Raw genomic sequence first — 17030 nt, forward strand, 5'->3', positions numbered from 1 at the left:
CCCGGCCGCACAGGCAGCCGGAGGCCGAACGGATCGATCCCCCCTCCCGACGCCGCGTTCTCAAGACCGTCCTGACCGCGGCTGCCGGCAGTATTGTACCTAGTGCCATAGATCTGAATGGCGCCCGAACATGGGCCGGGGCGGCGCTTCAGCCGCAGGGTCCGGCTTCTGGCCGCCCGCAGGACGGGACTATGGACGCCGGTGCGACGACCTTCGAGACCCTGTCGGGTCAGGCCCAGCGCCTCGCGGCCGCGCCCTACGCGGCGCCGCCGACAGACCTGCCGCCGGCGCTCGCCGGGCTCGACTACGACGGCTATCGCCACATCGTGTTCCGGCCATCCGAGAGCCTGCCGCTCGGCCGCCACTTCAGCGCGCAGCTGTTCCATCGCGGCTTCCTGCAGCGCAAGCGGGTGGCGTTGTATCTCCAGCCCCGCGGCGGCCCGGCCCGGCCGATCCCCTACGAGAGCCGGCTGTTCGACTTCGGCGGACGGCTCGCGGGCCAGAGTTTCCCGCCCGATCTGGGCTTCGCGGGCTTCCGGCTGCACTACGCCTTCCCGGAGATGCCGGCCTGGCGGCCCAAAGGCTTCCAGGAGGAATTTCTGGTCTTTCTCGGCGCCTCCTATTTCCGGCTGCGTGCCGCGGGCCAGGAATACGGGCTCTCGGCCAGGGGCCTCGCCATCGGCACGGGCGCACCGGAGGGGGAGGAGTTTCCTGATTTCATCGCTCATTGGCTGTGCGAGCCGGAGCCGGAGGCGCGCAGCCTCACGGTGCTGTCGCTCCTCGACAGCCCGAGCATCGCCGGCGCCTACCAATTCGTGATCACCCCCGGCGACCCGGCCCGGATCGCCGTCACGGCGGCGCTCTATCCCCGCAAGCCGATCCCGCGGCTCGGGCTCGCGCCGCTCACCAGCATGTTCCTGTACGGCCAGAACGGGCCCGGCGCCCGGGGGGCCAAGCCCTTCGACGATTTTCGCCCGCAGGTGCACGATTCCGACGGGCTCTGCGTCGCCACCGCGGCCGATCGGCTGTGGCGGCCGCTGGTCAACGGCCGCAGGCAGCCGCAGATCTCGGCGTTTGCGGCCAAGCCGGTCGCGGGCTTCGGGCTCCTGCAGCGCGAGCGGAGCTTTGCCGCCTATCTCGACGTGGAGGCGCGCCAGGAGGCCCGGCCCGGCCTGTGGGTCGCACCCGATCCGGGCGCCGCCTTCGCAGAGGGCGCCGTGCAGCTCTACGAGATCCCCTCGGCGGAAGAGTACATGGACAACATCGTGGCGGCCTTCGTGCCGGCGGCCCCGGTGCAGCCCGGCGCGGCCCTGCGGCTTGCCTACGGCCTGACCACCGTGGGGGCGGAGCCGGCGGAGGCGATCCCGCAGCCCGCGCTCGCCCGTGTCACCGAGACCCGGTTCGGCTCGGCCGAGCGCCTGCGCCCGACCGATCCGCCGAACCCGGAGCGGCGGCTCTGCGTGATCGATTTCGAGGGGCCGTCCCTGCCGAAAGGCGCGGACGAGAGCGTCGCCGTGGAAGTCTCGGCCAGCGCCGGGACGCTGCACGAGCCGGTGGCCAACTTCGTGCCGCAGACCGGCGGCTGGCGCATCTACGTGGAGTGGCGCCCGCCTCAGCCGATGCCCGCGGGGGATATCGTCCTGCGGGCGCGGCTGGCGCGCGGGACGACTCCGTTGAGCGAGACCTGGGACGCGGTGGTGTAACGCCGCCTTAGGCGCTGCGCTGCTCGCGCGCGAGGCGTTTTGCCAGGCGGGTGGCGCCGTAGACCTCGCTCAGGCGGCGGCGGGCGGCGGAGACCGGCGGGGCCTGCCGCTCGACATGGGCGGCCGCGATGACGCGCAAGGCGGAATCGACCGAGCGCTCCAGGCGGCGTTCGGCCGAGACGGCGAAATCCTGCTTCGAGTCCAGCATGCGATGATCCCTCGTGCGCGGCGGGGCCCGCCCTCTCGCGGAGCGGTGACCGGCGACAGGGGGCAGCTTCCACATCCGGCTTGACCGTATCAAGGCAGCTTGGCCGTAAGCGGAAGGCGCCCGGCCGCGCTGCGCGCGGACGGCTTTTGTCGGGCATCCCCCTGGCCCGGAAGCCGGCCGCCGCCGGTCGGGATGGGGCTCTAGCGCAGCTCCTCGTGCCAGGTCCGCCCGTCGCGCTCGATCAGCGCGATGGCGGCGGTGGGCCCCCAGCCGCCGCCGGGATAGGGCCGCGGCGCCTCCGGGCGGTCGGCCCAGGCCTTGAGCACCCCATCGGCCCAGGCCCAGGCGGCCTCGACCTCGTCGCGGCGCATGAACAGGGTGGCGTTGCCCCGGACCACGTCCATCAGCAGGCGCTCGTAGGCGTCCGGATAGCGCTGCTTGAAGGTCTCCTCGAAGGAGATGTCGAGGTCGGTCGGGCGCAGGCGCAGGCCGCCGGGCCCCGGATCCTTGGTCATCACCTCGAGCTTCATGCCCTCCTGCGGCTGCAGGCGGATTACGAGGCGGTTGGGCTCGCGGCCGAACGCCTCCTCGGGGAAGATCGAGAACGGCGAGGCCCGGAACTGCACCACGATCTCGGACAGCTTCTGCGGCAGGCGCTTGCCGGTGCGCAGGTAGAACGGCACTCCGGCCCAGCGCCCGGACTGCACTTCCAGCTTCATCGCCACGAAGGTCTCGGTGCGGCTCTCGTGGCCGAGCTCGGCAAGGTAGCCCTCCACCGGCTTGCCGTCGACGGCGCCCGCCACGTACTGGCCGCGCACGGTCACGGTCTGGATGTCGTGCGCGGTGATCGGCTTGAGGGCGCGCAGCACCTTCAGCTTCTCGTCGCGGACGGAGTTCGCTTCGAGGTTGAGCGGGCTCTCCATGGCGGTGAGGCACAGCAGCTGCAGCATGTGGTTCTGCAGCATGTCGCGCATGGCGCCGGACGTGTCGTAGTAGCCGGCCCGGCCCTCGACCCCGACCGTCTCGGCCACGGTGATCTGGACGTGGTCGATCACGTCCGAGGTCCAGAGCCGCTCGAAGATGGTGTTGGCGAACCGCAGGGAGAGCAGGTTCTGCACGGTCTCCTTGCCGAGGTAATGGTCGATGCGGAAGATCTGCGACTCGGGAAAGACCTCGCCGACCGCGTCGTTGATCGCGCGAGCCGATTTCAGATCCTTGCCGATCGGCTTCTCCAGCACGACCCGGGACTTCTCGCCGACCAAGCCGTGCGAGGCGAGGTTGCGGCAGATCGAGCCGTAGAGGTCGGGGGAGGTGGCGAGGTAGTAGGGCCGCACCTGGTCGGGCCGCTCGTCGAGCTTGGCCACGAGATCGGCCCAGCCGCTCTCGCCGGCCCCGTCCACCGCCACGTAATCCACGTGGGCGAGGAATTTGCGGAGCACGTCCTCCGTCAGGTCGGCGGCGGGCACGAAGCGCTTGAGGGCGTCCCGGGCATGCTCCCGGAACGCGTCGGTCGACAGGTCCGAGCGCGAGGCGCCGATGATTCGGCTGGTTTCCGGGATCTGCCCGTCCCGGAACCGGTAGAACAGGGCCGGCAGCAGCTTGCGCGCCGTGAGATCGCCGGTGGCGCCGAACACGACGCAGTCGAACGAGGCGACGGGGATGATCGTGGCCAAGAGTGCGGCTCCCTGGTGTCGTGCGCGGTTGCGATGCGGCGACCGCGCCGCACTGCCCTAACCTGGGTGCAAACCCTTCGCCAGACGAGGGGCGGCCGTCAGCAAGGTCTGCGGCGCATGCCTCCGGGGGAGGACGATCGCGGCTTGATGCGCAGCCGCGAACCGCGCCTCGCCATTGCGAGCGGAGCGAAGCAACCCAGGGAACCGCAACGGAGGACGTTTTCGAGCGCGGACGGAAAACGGGTCATGCCGAAATCCCGCTCTGAGGCAGTGTCACTGTTGGTGAGAGCGCTTCGCCTCGCGTCTCACCTGCGACCCCTCTCGTCCGTTCCGTCGAGCGGAACGATGTGCCGCGCGGTTCCCTGGGTTGCTTCGCTCCGCTCGCAATGACGGGGGAAGCTCTTACCCCACCATGAATTCCCTGAACGCCCCGGCGCAGAACCCAACCCACCAGCGTGGCGCAATCCAGCGGCGGCAAGCTCGCGCAGGCAGCGCAGGCCCCGAAACGCCCCTCGCAACGCGTGATGACGCCCATCCCGTCATTGCGAGCGCAGCGAAGCAACCCAGGGTACCGCGCGGCCGATCGTTCTGCTCGATGGGACAGGCACCATGCGCGCGCCGGCCGTCTACATCATGGCGAGCCGCCGCAACGGGACGCTCTATACCGGCGTCACCGCGGACCTTGCCCGGCGCGTCTACGAGCACCGCGAAGCCCTCCATCCCGGCTTCACGCGCCGCTACGGTTGCAAGCTCCTGGTCTGGTACGAGGGCTACCCGACGATGAGCGAGGCCATCGCCCGCGAGAAGCAGATCAAGGCCGGCTCCCGGACGCGGAAGCTCGCCCTGATCGAGGCGATGAACCCGGATTGGCGCGATCTGTATCCCGGCCTCGCGTGAAGACCCTTCGCGTCGCGTAGCCCTGGGTTGCTTCGCTCCGCTCGCAATGACGGTGGCGCTTACTCCGCCATGAACCGCTTGAACGCCTCCGAAAAATCCGGGTGCCAGCGCGACAGTGCGGGCCGGTTCTCGATGATGTCGCTGGCGGCCCAGGCGATGCGCTTCTCGTCCTGAGCCCGGGTGGTCTCGTTGTCGGGGCAGAGGATGTAGAAGTCGCCCGCCTCCAGCCGCTCCAGCATGAAGGTGACGGTCTCCTCCGGCGTCCAGGCGCCGGCCGGCTTCTCGGCGACGCCGCGGGCCTTGGCGAGGCCGGTATAGACGAAGCCCGGGATCAGCAGGTGCGCGGTGGTCCGGCAGCCTTCGCGGTTGCGCAGCTCATGGGCCAGCGCTTCGGTGGCCGCCTTCACGGCCGCCTTCGAGACGTTGTAGGGCGCGTTGCCGGGCGGGGTGGTGATGCCCTGCTTCGAGCCGCTGACGATCACCGCGCCGGGCTTGCCGCCCGCGATCATGCCGGGTGCGAAGGCGTGGATGCCGTTGACCACGCCGCCGAGATTGGTGCCGAGGATCCGGGTCCAGGTCTCCGCGTCGGAGAAGAGCTTGCCGCCGGCCTCGATCCCGGCATTCAGCATCACCACGGCCGGGGGACCGGCCTTGGCGACATGGGCCGCGAGCGCCTCCACGGCCTCCCGGTCCGAGACGTCGGTGGGTACCGCCCGGACCTCGACGGCGGCGAGCTCGGCCACGGCGCGGTGGGCGTCGTCGAGGGCTTGACCGGGCAGGTCGGCGAGCCAGACATTCATGCCGGCCCGCGCGAAGGCTTTGGCCGCCGCGAGCCCGATGCCGCTCGCCGCCCCGGTGACGACCGCGCTGCGGCCTGGGCTGATGGCGGGGTGCTGGCTCATGGGTCGGTCCTCGGCTGGATGGCGTCCCGAAGATGGGGCGCGCCGGGGCCGAAGGCGAGTTGAACCACCTGTCGGATGCGCACATCGCCGGATCGGGGGCGGGTCCTCTCACCCGTGCGGGCGAGCAGATTCAGATATCGAATTCGTTCTTCGACAAGCTTTCTGACAAGCTTCTGAAACGCGACGCGTTTCCCCTCCCCCCTGTGGGGAGGGGTCAGGGGTGGGGGTGGTGCCGGATGGGGCGCAGCGGTGCCTTCTGAACCACCCCCACCTCCAACTCCTCCCCACAAGGGGGAGGAGCGCGCGTCGCGCCTCCCTGGAGTCGGCGTGCCGAGACCGGGAAAGGACACCCTTGCCCCTCCCTGATAACAGCCCTCTGGCAACGAGGCGCGTGCGTCCGACTTTTGTGCTCATCCGTCGAGGACATCTGTCCCGCCAAGCCCACGCACGAAGGACCCGGCATGACCCCATCCCCCGGCCCGCCCCGCCGCCGCGCGCTCCTCGCCGGAGCGGCCTGCGCCGGCCTCGCCACGGCGGCGGGAGCCGCGCCGTCCGGTTTCGGCCCCCTCGGCAAGCCGTCCTGGTCGGCCGACAGCCTGCAGGCGGCGGCCTCGACCAAGGGGCTGCTCTATGGCTGCGAGGTGCCGTTCCACCGCTTCGATGCGACGCCAGCCTACCGGCAGGCGGTGGCGCGGGACTGCGGGATCCTGGTCTGCGGCACCGAGATGAAGATGGAGGAGGTGCTGCCCGCCCCCGGCCGCACCGACTTCGCCCGGGGCGACGCGATCCTGCGCTTCGCGCGGAGCAACGGCCAGCGGATGCGCGGGCACACGCTGGTCTGGCACGCGGCCCTGCCGCCCTGGGTCGCGCCGCTGCTCGGGCGGGCGAGCCCTACCCAGGCCGAGGACTTCATGCGCCGCTGGATCGAGACCGTGGCGGGCCATTACCGCGGGCAGATCGTCGCCTGGGACGTGGTCAACGAGATCCTGGGCAACGAGACCGATCCCGACCGGGGCGGGGGCCTGCGCGATTCCCCCTGGCTCGCCGCGATGGGGCCCGGCTACGTCGACCGCGCCTTCCGGATCCTGCACGAGACCGACCCGGCGGCGGCCGGCACCTGGAACGAGGACGCCGTCGAGCAGGGTGCGCCCTGGATGGAGGCCAAGCGCACCAAGGTGCTGCGCCAGCTCGAGGCGATGCGGTCGCGGGGCGTGCCGATCCGGCGGTTCGGCCTGCAATCGCACCTGACCAGCACGGTTCCGATCGACCAGGGCCAGCTCCGGCGCTTCCTGCACGAGATCGGCCAGATGGGGCTGGGGATCGCGGTCACCGAGCTCGACATCGACGACCGGGCCTTCCCGTCCGACGTGCCGACCCGCGACCGGATGGTGGCCGATTTCGCCCGGCGCTACCTCGACGTAGTCCTGGCCGAGCCCGCCCTGCTCGATGTGCTCACCTGGGACATCTACGACCCCGACACGTGGCTCAACGACCACCCCTACCGCAAGCGGCCGGACGGCCTGCCCCAGCGCGCGCTGCCGCTCGACGCGCAGTTCCGGCGCAAGCCGCTCTGGCACGCGATGCAGGCCTGCTTTCGGGCGGCACCGGACCATACGGCCGTCCGCGAAAAACTCAGGCGGGGGTGATGCCGCTGCGGCGGCCACCCTCCGATAGGGTCGGCTCCGGCGGTCGGTCGGCCAGGAGCCGGCGGCGCAGGCGGGCGCAGGGGCGCTCGACCCAGGTGAACATCCCCCAGCACCAGAGCAGGGTCACCGGGAAGGCCACCAGCATCAGCGGGATGCCGTGCAGGCCCGGCGCCAGGTGCAGCACCAGCGCCACCACGGCCATGTGGGCGAGGTAGAAGCTGTAGGACCAGAGACCGAGCTGGCGCATCGGCCGGGCGGAGAGCCACCGCACCGCCCTGCCTTCCCCGTGCAGCAGGTAGGCGAAGGGCACGAACAGGGCCGCGCTCTGGAGGGTGTAGCGCAGGGTCTCGCGGAAGGCGGGATCGCGCAAAGCCAGGGTCAGCAGGATCACCCCGAGGCTCGCGGCGACATGCCAGGGGCGCGGGCGCCAGGCCCGGTCGGCCGGGATCACCGGGTTGTTCCACAGGCCGAGGCAGCAGCCGAACAGGATCGCGTCGATCCGGGTATGGGTCCAGGAATAGTTCAGGCTGTAATCGGGAAGCCGCCAGACGTTGACGCAGCGGATCGCCAGGACCGCAGCGCAAATCCCCAAGCAGGCCAGCGCCGCCCGGCGCGGCTGCAGGCGCCCAAGCCACAGGAGGTAGGCCAGGGGGAAGACCAGATAGAAATGCTCCTCGATGGCGAGGCTCCACAGCGGCACCGGCAGCACCGCCTCGGTGCCGAACAGCCCGGGATAGTTGGTCAGGAACAGCACCTGGCCGAGCACGGCCGCCGGCTCGACCCGCATCCAGTCGAGGAGCCCCGCCGCGTAGAGCGCCCCGGCGGCGGCCAGGGTCAGGTAGAGCGGCGGCAGGATGCGCAGGCTCCGACGCAGGTAGAAGGCCGACAGCGAGACCGTGCCGGTGCGCCCGCGCTCGATCCGCAGCAGCGTCGTGATCAGGTAGCCGCTGAGGAAGAAGAACACCGTGACGCCGAAGCCCCCCGGCACCACGTGGCTGTAGCCGCAATGGGCCGCGAACACGATCAGGATCGCGAGCGCCCGCACCCCGTCGAGCTGCGGCAGGTAGGGCATCGTGCTGGGCATGTCCCCGGTGCGCTGGGGTCCGGAATCCGGCATGGCGGCGGCTGATCGTCCTTCACGGCTCGGCCCCGCAGGGTGCGCCATTTTCCGAGGAACCGATATCCGCAGGCGGCCCCTCAGGACGAGCCCCTCGCCGGATGGTGAATGGTGCCCGTGGCCAGCCCGATCGACCGGAGGAGATTGGTAACCGTACCGCTCCATCATCCCGTCCGCCGGCCCCGCCCCGGGCGCCGTCGGGAGTGTTGCGTATGGTCCCGGCCCGTTTCCGCCTGTCCGCCCGCCTCGGCGCGGGTCTCTCGGTGCTGGCGCTGCTCGGCGGCCCCGTCGGCGCGCTGGCGCAGGCGCTCCCGGCCGCGACGGCCGGACCCGCCGCGGCCCCGCCGCTCGCCGTCCCGGTGGCGGTGCCGCCGGCCCCGGAACCGGCGAAGAATCCGGAGCTCAAAACGCCGGATTCTGCGAAGAATCCGGAGCCGCGTCCGATTGAGGCGAAGAGTTCCGAGGCGAAGCCCCCGGAGCTTCCCAAGAAGTCGCGCGAGCCGGCGCCGCTGGTCTACGCCAAGGTCTCCACCGACCCGACCCCGACGCTCACCGCCCGCACCTTCCTGGACACGCTGAAGGTCGCCGACCGCTACGCCGCCTTCGCGGAGGCCGGCGGCTGGGAGCGGCTGCCCGACGACCTTGTCCGCCTGAAGCCGGGGGAGCGCAGCCCGGCGATCCCGTCGCTGCGCCACCACCTGACGTTGACCGGCGACCTGCCGGTGGACGCGCCGCCGAGCGACCGGCTCGACCCGCCGCTCATCGCCGAGACCGGCGCGTTCCAGGGCCGCCACGGCCTGCCCGACAGCGGCATCCTGGGCCGGCTCACGATCAACGCGCTGAACGTGCCGGCCGCCACCCGGCAGCGCCAGCTCGCGGCCTCGGCAGCCCGGCTGATGGGCTCAAAATTCCCGTTCGGCGAGCGCTACGTCGTGGTCAACATCCCCTCGGCGAATGTCGAGGCGGTGGAGAACGGCGCGGTGGCCCGCCGCTACGTCGCGGTGGTCGGCTCCCCCGACAAGGCGACGCGCCCGGTGGAGACCCGGATCACCGACATCAACTTCAACCCGACCTGGACCGTGCCGGCCTCGGTGGTGAAGAACGAGATCATCCCGCAGATGCGCAAGAACCCGGGCTACCTCGCCCGGAACCACATCCGCATCCTCGGCCCCGCCGGCGAGGTCGACCCGACCAAGATCGACTGGGCGGGCAACAAGGCCGCGGCCTACACGCTGCGCCAGGATTCCGGCTTCGACAATTCGCTCGGCCAGGTGCGGATCGACATGCCGAACCGCTTTGCCGTCTACATGCACGACACCCCGGCCAAGTCGCTGTTCGCCGCCAACGTGCGGTTCCACAGCCACGGCTGCGTCCGGGTCGGGCAGGTCAAGGAGCTGGTCGGCTGGCTGCTGCAGGGCACCGACGGCCCGAACGGGCCCGGCACGAGCTGGGGGCCGATCGAGATCGAGACCGGCATCGCCGACGGCGAGCGCCGCGACATCAAGCTGGTCAAGCCGGTGCCGGTGACCTTCGTCTACCTCACCGGCTACGCCACCCCGGACGGGAAGGCGCATTTTCGCGACGACATCTATAATCTCGACACGCCGGCCCCAACGCCGGAGCCCGCCGCCACGCGGGCGATCCCGCCCGCCGGCGCCACGCAGCCTGCGGCGACGGCCAAGCCCGCGGCGGTCAAGCCGTTGGTTGCTAAGCCGGCCGCGGCGAAGCCCGCTCCTGCCAAGCCGGCGGCCAGCAAGGCGGTCGTGGCGAAGACGGCAACGGAGGGCCTGAATCCGGAAACACCCCAGCCGCCGCCCTGCGGTGGGCCCTGCCGGTGGCTCGATCTCTCCCGCCTTGTCATTCCGGGGCGCCGTAGGCGAGCCCGGAATCCAGAGCCGCCGACAGTGCAAGATCTTGAGCTATCGGCGGTTATGGATCCCGGGCTCCGCTGCGCGGCCCCGGGATGACAAGGTGGTCTATCTTGCCGCCTTGCATCGCCGATCGAAGTAGGCCCGAGAATCAGCAAGCCTTTTGTGAAAGGCTTTTGACGCGCGAGGGGGCCATCTCCGGCACACGGGGCTAATCCCGCCCCCTACCCCACCCCAAGCTCCAGCTTCACCGTGACCAACCCCGGATCCTCCGGGTCCCGCCCCTGCGTGAACCCGAGCCGGCGGCAGACGGCCAGCATCGGGCGGTTCTCGGCCAGCACCATGACCTCGACCCGGCCGATCCCCTCGGAGCGGGCCCAGTCGATCATCAGGCGCATCAGCGCGAAGGCGAGGCCGGTCCCCCGCGCGTCGCGGCCGACCGCGATGGCGTATTCGCCGCTCTCGTGGTTGGCGTCGGCATGCAGCCGGACGGCGCCGAGCATGCGTTCGCCGCCCTGCGGGTCGACCTCGGTGGCCACGAACGCGATGGCGCGAGCATAGTCGAGCTGGGTCAGCCGGGCCAGGAAGGCGTGGCTGAACTCGCGCACCGGGCCGAAGAAGCGCAGCCGCAGGTCCTCCGGGTCGAGGCCCTTGAAGAAGGCCAGGAACAGCCCCTCGTCCTCGGGGCGCACGGGGCGGACCCGGATCGTCCGATCCTTGAGCTTCAAGGTGCGGACCCATTCCGCCGGATAGGGCCGGATCGCGAAGCGCGGGTGGCCGCGGCCGTGGCGGCCCCGCTCCGCGCGCCCGATCCGCACCCGGGCGTCGAGGGCCAGCACGCCGGTCTCGTCGGCCAAGAGCGGGTTGATGTCGAGCTCGCCGCGGCGCGGCAGGTCGGCGGCGAGCTGGGACAGTTTTACCAGGGTCAGGGCGATGGCCCCGAGATCGGCGGGCGGCACGTCGCGGTAGCCTTCGAGACGCCTTGCGACCCGGGTGCGGCCGATCAGGTCGCGGGCGAGGGCGAGATCGAGGGGCGGCAGGCCGAGCGCGCGGTCGTCGATCACCTCCACCGCCGTGCCGCCCCGGCCGAACACCACCACGGGGCCGAACACCGCATCCTCGGCGAGCCCGGCGATCAGCTCCCGGCGCTGGCCCCGGCGGACCATGGGCTGCACCGCGAAGCCGGTGACCCTGGCGTCCGGCCGCTCCCGCCGCGCGCGGGCCAGGATGCTGCGCGCCGCCTCGCAGACATCGGCCTCGCTGGTGAGGTCGAGCTGGACGCCGCCGATATCGGATTTGTGGACCACGTCGGGCGAGACGACCTTGAGCGCCACCGTGCCGCCGGCCGCGATGATCGGCCAGGCGGCGGCCGCGGCGGCGTCCTTGTCGGGGGCGAGGGTGATCGGCACGGTCGGGATGCCGTAGGCCTCCAGCAGGCCGTTCACCGCGATCGGGTCGAGCCACGTCGCCCCCTGGCGCAGGGCGGCGGCCACGATCGACCGGGCCCGGGCCATGTCGGGGGAAAAGTCCCGCGGCAGGGAATCCGGCGTGCGCATCAGGTCGTCCTGCGCCTCGCGATAGCGCACGAGGTGCAGGAAGCCCTCGATCGCCTCGGAATCGGTGGTGAAGTGCGGGATTCCCGCCTCGGCGAAGGCCGCCCGCGCCGCCTCGGCATCGCCCAGCGAGACCGCGAAGACCGGCTTCTTGCGGCTCTGGCCGGCCCGGGTGCGCTTGACCGTCTCGGCGATCGCCCCGGCCACCGCGCCGGCCTGGGACCGGATCGTGGGGACGTGGATCGCCAGCACGGCGTCGCTGGTCCGGTCGGCGAGCAGCGGCGCCAGGGCAGCCGAGAAGGCCGGGCCGCCGGCATCGATGCCGAGGTCGATCGGGTTGCCGGCCGGCCGGCCCTCGGCCTCGGGGATCTCCGCCAGGATTCCCGCGCGGTCGGTCAGCCGGTCGGCGGCGAGCAGGCCGATGCCGCGGCCGTTGGTGAGGATCGCCAGCCGGTCCCCCGGGAACGGGCGCTGGCGCCCCAGGGCCTCGACGGCGGAGAACATCGCGTCGAGGTCCGGCACGGCGAGCAGGCCGGCCCGCCGGAAGGCCGCGGCGTAGACCGCGTCGGGGCGGGCCAGCGCGCCGGTATGGGTCACGGCGGCCCGCGTGTCCGGCCGATGCCGGCCGGCGCGCAGTACCACCACGGGCTTGGCGCGTGCGGCGGCCCGGGCCGCCGACATGAACCGCCGGGCATCGGCCACGCGATCCAGGCAGAGCAGGATCGCCCGCGTGCGGTAATCGGCGGCGAAATGGTCGAGGCAATCGGCCACGCCGATATCGAGCACGCTGCCGAGCGACAGCACGGCCGAGAACCCCGTCCCGTGACGGGCGGCCCATTCGACGATGGCGGCCGCCACCGTGCCGGATTGCGAGACCAGGGCGAGGTCCCCTGCTGCCGGGGCATGGGCGAACAGGCTGGCATCGAGCTTGGCGGCGGGCACGACCAGGCCGGCGCTGTCGGGGCCGAGCAGGCGCAGGCCCTGCGCCCGGGCGATTCGGTGCGCCACCGGCCCGGGATCGTCCGGCCCGCGGCCGAGCCGGGCGGTGAGGATCACGGCCGCGACCGCGCCGATGGCGGCGGCCTGGGCGACCACCTCGGGCACGCTCGGCGGCGGCACCGCGATCAGCACGAGGTCCGGCACGACCGTGAGGTCGGCGACCCGGGCTACGCAGGGCAGTCCGTCCACGATGTCGTGATCGGGCTGGACCGGCAGGATCGCGCCGGGAAAGCCCGACCGGCGCAGGCTGTCGAGCACGCTGCGCCCGAGGGAGCCCTCGCGCGCCACGGCCCCGACCAGGGCGATCGAGCGCGGCGCCAGGAGCTTGTCGAAGCGGTAGGTGCTCACGGCGCCGACGGCTCGGTTCTGCACGCGCGCATGGTGGTGCCCCTCGCCTGGGTGCCGCGCTCGGGTCGGGCGTGCGGCGCAGCGCCCACGGGCGCTCCCGTCCCCTACCAGATGGCACAATCTTCCGCGGGTGCAACGCCCGGAGGTTCAGAGGCGCCCGCGACCGCCGCCTCGTCCCGGCCGGAGGCGACCGGAACGGTCCGATTCTGTACAGTATACGACAATGCAGCCTGCCATCAGTCTGGCTGTAGTGATCAGTTATAAATTGGTCTTGCCCTTAAATTGATCACATCATAGTACCTGCGCCATTATAGCCCTGTATCGGGCCGAGCAGACACAGATTCCGGCTGCCCAACCGCGAATGATGGTGGCCGAGACGAAACGGACGGGAGGTTTCGGAATGGACGCCATGGTCGGAGAGGACCTGGATTATCTCACGCTGTCCGTCGACATCGTGTCGGCCTTCGTGAGCAACAATCCGGTGCCCGTGCCGGAACTGCCCGGGCTGATCGCCGCGGTCCACGCGACCCTGCACGGGCTGAGCCAGCCGCCGGCCCCGCCGGTGGAGGAACTCCGGCCGGCCATCTCGGTCCGGCGCTCGATCCAGCCCGACTTCCTCGTGTGCCTGGAGGACGGGAAGAAGTTCAAGTCGCTGAAGCGGCACCTGCGCACCCACTACAACCTGACGCCGGACGCCTATCGCGAAAAGTGGGGGCTGGCCCCCGACTACCCGATGGTGGCGCCGAACTATGCCGCCGCCCGCTCCAGCCTCGCCAAGAGCATGGGGCTCGGCCACCAGCGCCGGAAGGGCCAGAAGGCTTAAGCGGGCCGGCGCGCGTCCACAGCTTTCCGAGCGGGATTCAGTATCGGGCAAGGGCGGCTTGCGAGGGTCGATCGGCTCACCCGCGACCCGAGATCCGATGCCCGGCAAGCCCAACCCCGTCGCCCGCCTGTTCTGGACGGCCGTGCTCGGCTGCCCGCTCGGGCTCTGGTACGGACCGCCCGCCTTCGCGGCCACGGGGCTCGCGCTCACGCTGGTGCTGATGCGCCATCTCGGGCGGCCCCGCCGGTTCCGGGCGCGGGTGCGCCGGATCACCCGGGCCCATGCCGAGACCCTGGCGCTGCGGCGGCGGCAGGAGAGCTTCTCCGACGCCTACGGCAACCGGATCGAGGACGGCTGGCTGCGGGAGCGGGCCTATTTCCTCGACCGGACGGTCCTGCCGCAGATCGGGCCGCGCTTTGCCGACCTCGCCGAGTCGGAGCGCGCCCGGATGCTGGCGATCGTCGATGCCGAGGCCGCCGCCGTCGCGCTGCCCGAGGAGGACGAGGCGCCGGGCGACGGCATCGATTACGAGCGCTACTGCGCCGACCGTCTGGCCAGGGCGGGCTGGCGGGCCCACCGGACCCCGCCGAGCGGCGACCAGGGCGCCGACATCGTGGCGGTGCGGGACGGCCTGCGTCTGATCGTGCAGTGCAAGCGGCTGGCGAAGCCCGTGGGCAACGCCGCCGTGCAGGAGGCGGCCGCCGCCCTGCGCTACTGGGCGGGCGACCGGGCCGCGGTGGTGTCGAATGCCGGCTTCACCCCGGCGGCCCGCCGCCTAGCCGCCGCGACCGGCGTGCTGCTCCTGCACCACGACGCGCTGGACGACATCGACCTCGCCGGCGCGCATCGCGGCTAGCGTCGTCAGGTCCCGGGATCCCAAAGGGCCGAGGCCCTCTGGTGGGGTTCGGGGCGCGAAGCCCCGCCGGACTCAGAGGACCTTGAGCAGCGCTTCGGCGCCGGACGCCTCGGCCTTCGAGGGGGTCTCCTCGACGTTGAGGATCTTCACCACGCCGTCATCGACCAGCATCGAGTACCGCTTGGAGCGCATCCCGAGGCCGAAGCCGGTGCCGTCCATCTCCAGGCCGATGGCCTTGGCGAAGTCGGCATTGCCGTCGGCCAGGAACTCGAGGCCCTCGGCGCCGCTCGCCTTCGACCACGCGTCGAGCACAAACACGTCGTTGACGCTGGTGACCGCGATGGTGTCGACGCCGCGGGCCAAGATCTCGTCCTTCTGGGTGACGAAGCCGGGCAGGTGGTTGCGGTGGCAGCTCGGCGTGAAGGCGCCGGGCACGCCGATCAGCACCACGCGCCGGCCCTTGAACACATCGTCGGTGGTGCGGGCGAGCGGGCCTTCGGGGCCGGTCACCCGGAAGGTCGCCTGGGGCAGGTGGTCGCCGACCTGGATCATCGCGGGTCCCTTCATTGACGCGCGCTTCTAAGGATCGCGCGCTGAACGATCGCGGCTGACCTAGCGTGGCAGCCCGCGCCTGTCGAGGACGGAGGCGGCGGAGTTCGTCACGCGCCGAGCAGCTTGATGAAGGCGGCGCCCGCGCCGAAGAAGGCCGCGCCCGCGGCCATGCCCGAGGGCGAAGACATATAGCGATCCGCCCGCAGATTCGACAGCGCCTCCGGGGCCGGCCCCGGCGGTGGGCCGCGCGCTTTGTCCGCTGGACAAGGCGGGGGGGCCGCGTAGCATACGCGCATGACGAACCCAGCGTCGCCCGCGCAGACCGCGCTCACCGGCTCGAGCTTCCTCGATGGCCAGTTCCTCGTGGCGATGCCCGGGATGGCCGACGAGCGCTTCGCGCGCTCGGTGATCTACGTCTGCGCCCATTCGGCGGACGGCGCGATGGGGATCATCGTCAACAAGGCGGCCACCGACATCAGCATGCCGGATCTGCTGGTCCAGCTCGACGTCTGCCCGGAGGCGGACGCGATCCGGCTGCGCGAGCGGGTCGGGCACATGCCGGTGCTGATGGGCGGCCCCGTGGAGGGGCGGCGCGGCTTCGTGCTGCACACCGACGACTTCCACATCCAGCAATCGACGCTGATCATCGACGACGGCATCTGCCTGACCGCCACCGTCGAGATCCTGCGCGCCATCGCCAGCGGCGAGGGGCCGGCCAGCGCCGTGCTGGCCCTCGGTTATGCCGGCTGGCAGGCGGGCCAGCTCGAGAGTGAGATCATGGCCAACGGCTGGCTCAACTGCCCGGCCGATCCGGCGCTGATCTTCGACACCGACCTCGAGGCCAAGTACGAGCTGGCCCTGCGGACCAACGGCATCGCCCCCGCCATGCTGTCCATGACCGCCGGGCGGGCCTGAACGCCGACCGCTATTCCGGCGGCATCTCGCCGGCGGTGTCCGGGTTCACCCCGTCGACGGCGGGTTCCGCGGCGGGCCTGGGCCGGGACCGGCGCGGGGCCGCGGCGGCGGTCGGCACGGCCGTGTTGGCGCCGAGCCGCGTCGCGAGCGCCAGGGCCCGGTTCTCGGTGACACGCAGGTGGCAGAAGCCGTGAGTGCCCTCGCGGGCGTAGCTGCGGCAGAGCTGCTCCCGGTCGGCCGAGAAGGCCGCCTGCTCGCTCACGATCGGCCGGACGTCCTCGCGCCGGGCGCGCTGGGTCATGAGCTTGTAATTGTCGCGCACCGCCTTGTCGGCGACGCCCCGGGCGGTGTCGAATTCCCCGGCCCGGGGGATCAGCGTGGCCCCGGCCGGCCCCCAGAGGCCCACGGGCGTGGTCGTGCAATCGGCGTTCGAGAAGGTGCAGACCGGCCCCTGGCCCAGCGACGAGACCAGGATTCCGCCCTCGACCACGTCGAAGCGCAGCGGGCACTCCGCCCCGGCGGCCTCGAAGCGCGGGGCGCCCTCCGGCTTGCCCTCGGAGGTCAAGGGGATGGGATTGCCGTTCGCGAGCGGCACCGTGCAGGATTCCGCCGGCTGCGAGATCTTGGTGCCCGGCAGCTTGATCCGCGCCGTGACGGCCGTCCCGGCGCGCTCCAGTTTCAGGGCACCGGACATCCCGTTGAGCTGCAGCTCCTGCCCGATCAGGCCGTCCTCGGACGGGACCTTCAGCACCACCGGCCGGGCCGGCACCGGCGCGGGCCGCCGCGGCGGGGTCGAAGACGTGTGAGGAGTGGCGGGCCGACGTCCGGCAGGCCGCGCGTCGCTGCGGGCTTGCCGCGAACGGGCTCTGCATCGCGCTGGGCCTCGCGCTGACGCTCCAGTGCGCCACCGGCTGGACACCAACTCCGTCCCGCAGCGCTGTGACGGTGGCTCAGGCGACCCCGCCGACCA

13 protein-coding genes and 1 pseudogene are annotated in these 17030 nt (G+C 71.7%); 7 read left to right on the forward strand and 7 right to left on the reverse strand.

Annotated features, from left to right (window positions below):
• Positions 1-191 precede the first annotated feature (191 nt).
• On the forward strand, positions 192-1703 hold the full coding sequence (locus tag AO398_RS19660) for a glucan biosynthesis protein (RefSeq protein ID WP_058193884.1): 1512 nt from the start codon (positions 192-194) through the stop codon (positions 1701-1703).
• A 7-nt stretch (positions 1704-1710) separates the two neighbouring features.
• On the opposite strand, the gene AO398_RS19665 is transcribed toward AO398_RS19660, so the two are convergent.
• Together AO398_RS19665 and zwf are read right to left on the reverse strand one after the other, a co-directional pair.
• Positions 1711-1911, reverse strand: coding sequence for a hypothetical protein (locus tag AO398_RS19665; RefSeq protein WP_058193885.1), 201 nt, complete (start codon positions 1909-1911; stop codon positions 1711-1713).
• 200 nt (positions 1912-2111) lie between these two features.
• The gene (gene zwf, locus AO398_RS19670) at positions 2112-3584 is read right to left on the reverse strand and encodes a glucose-6-phosphate dehydrogenase (RefSeq protein ID WP_058193886.1); all 1473 of its coding nucleotides are present in this window, start codon (positions 3582-3584) and stop codon (positions 2112-2114) included.
• Between the two features lie 609 nt (positions 3585-4193).
• Here zwf and AO398_RS19675 point away from each other — a divergent pair.
• Positions 4194-4481, forward strand: a complete 288-nt coding sequence (locus AO398_RS19675; protein WP_058193887.1) for a GIY-YIG nuclease family protein — start codon at positions 4194-4196, stop codon at positions 4479-4481.
• A gap of 59 nt (positions 4482-4540) precedes the next feature.
• Here the strand turns inward: AO398_RS19675 and AO398_RS19680 are convergent, their stop codons facing one another.
• Positions 4541-5383, reverse strand: coding sequence for an SDR family NAD(P)-dependent oxidoreductase (locus AO398_RS19680; protein ID WP_058193888.1), 843 nt, complete (start codon positions 5381-5383; stop codon positions 4541-4543).
• 461 nt (positions 5384-5844) lie between these two features.
• Between AO398_RS19680 and AO398_RS19690 the strand changes: the two genes are divergently transcribed.
• On the forward strand, positions 5845-7029 hold the full coding sequence (locus AO398_RS19690) for an endo-1,4-beta-xylanase (RefSeq protein WP_058193890.1): 1185 nt from the start codon (positions 5845-5847) through the stop codon (positions 7027-7029).
• Here the strand turns inward: AO398_RS19690 and AO398_RS19695 are convergent.
• Positions 7016-8146 (reverse strand): acyltransferase, encoded by a 1131-nt coding sequence (locus AO398_RS19695; protein WP_058193891.1) that lies wholly within the window; start codon positions 8144-8146, stop codon positions 7016-7018. The two genes, AO398_RS19690 and AO398_RS19695, sit on opposite strands and share 14 nt — an antisense overlap.
• 212 nt (positions 8147-8358) lie before the next feature.
• On the opposite strand from AO398_RS19695, the gene AO398_RS19700 reads away from it, so the two are divergent.
• Complete coding sequence (locus AO398_RS19700; RefSeq protein WP_244498826.1) at positions 8359-10113, forward strand: L,D-transpeptidase family protein; 1755 nt, start codon at positions 8359-8361, stop codon at positions 10111-10113.
• 125 nt (positions 10114-10238) lie between these two features.
• On the opposite strand, the gene AO398_RS19705 is transcribed toward AO398_RS19700, so the two are convergent.
• Complete coding sequence (locus tag AO398_RS19705; RefSeq protein ID WP_058193898.1) at positions 10239-12914, reverse strand: bifunctional acetate--CoA ligase family protein/GNAT family N-acetyltransferase; 2676 nt, start codon at positions 12912-12914, stop codon at positions 10239-10241.
• Between the two features lie 400 nt (positions 12915-13314).
• Between AO398_RS19705 and AO398_RS19710 the strand changes: the two genes are divergently transcribed.
• Complete coding sequence (locus tag AO398_RS19710; RefSeq protein ID WP_058193892.1) at positions 13315-13737, forward strand: MucR family transcriptional regulator; 423 nt, start codon at positions 13315-13317, stop codon at positions 13735-13737.
• A 97-nt stretch (positions 13738-13834) separates the two neighbouring features.
• The gene (locus AO398_RS19715) at positions 13835-14593 is read left to right on the forward strand and encodes a restriction endonuclease (protein ID WP_058193893.1); all 759 of its coding nucleotides are present in this window, start codon (positions 13835-13837) and stop codon (positions 14591-14593) included.
• A gap of 72 nt (positions 14594-14665) precedes the next feature.
• Here the strand turns inward: AO398_RS19715 and AO398_RS19720 are convergent, their stop codons facing one another.
• The gene (locus AO398_RS19720) at positions 14666-15145 is read right to left on the reverse strand and encodes a peroxiredoxin (RefSeq protein WP_058193899.1); all 480 of its coding nucleotides are present in this window, start codon (positions 15143-15145) and stop codon (positions 14666-14668) included.
• A gap of 294 nt (positions 15146-15439) precedes the next feature.
• On the opposite strand from AO398_RS19720, the gene AO398_RS19725 reads away from it, so the two are divergent.
• A complete protein-coding gene (locus AO398_RS19725) occupies positions 15440-16060 on the forward strand; it encodes a YqgE/AlgH family protein (protein WP_058193894.1) in 621 nt (206 codons plus the stop codon).
• A 10-nt stretch (positions 16061-16070) separates the two neighbouring features.
• On the opposite strand, the pseudogene AO398_RS19730 reads toward AO398_RS19725, so the two are convergent.
• A pseudogene (locus AO398_RS19730) lies at positions 16071-16820 on the reverse strand (hypothetical protein); the annotation flags it as partial.
• Positions 16821-17030 lie beyond the last annotated feature (210 nt).

The organism is Methylobacterium sp. GXS13 (genome assembly GCF_001455965.1).
Classification (GTDB): domain Bacteria; phylum Pseudomonadota; class Alphaproteobacteria; order Rhizobiales; family Beijerinckiaceae; genus Methylobacterium.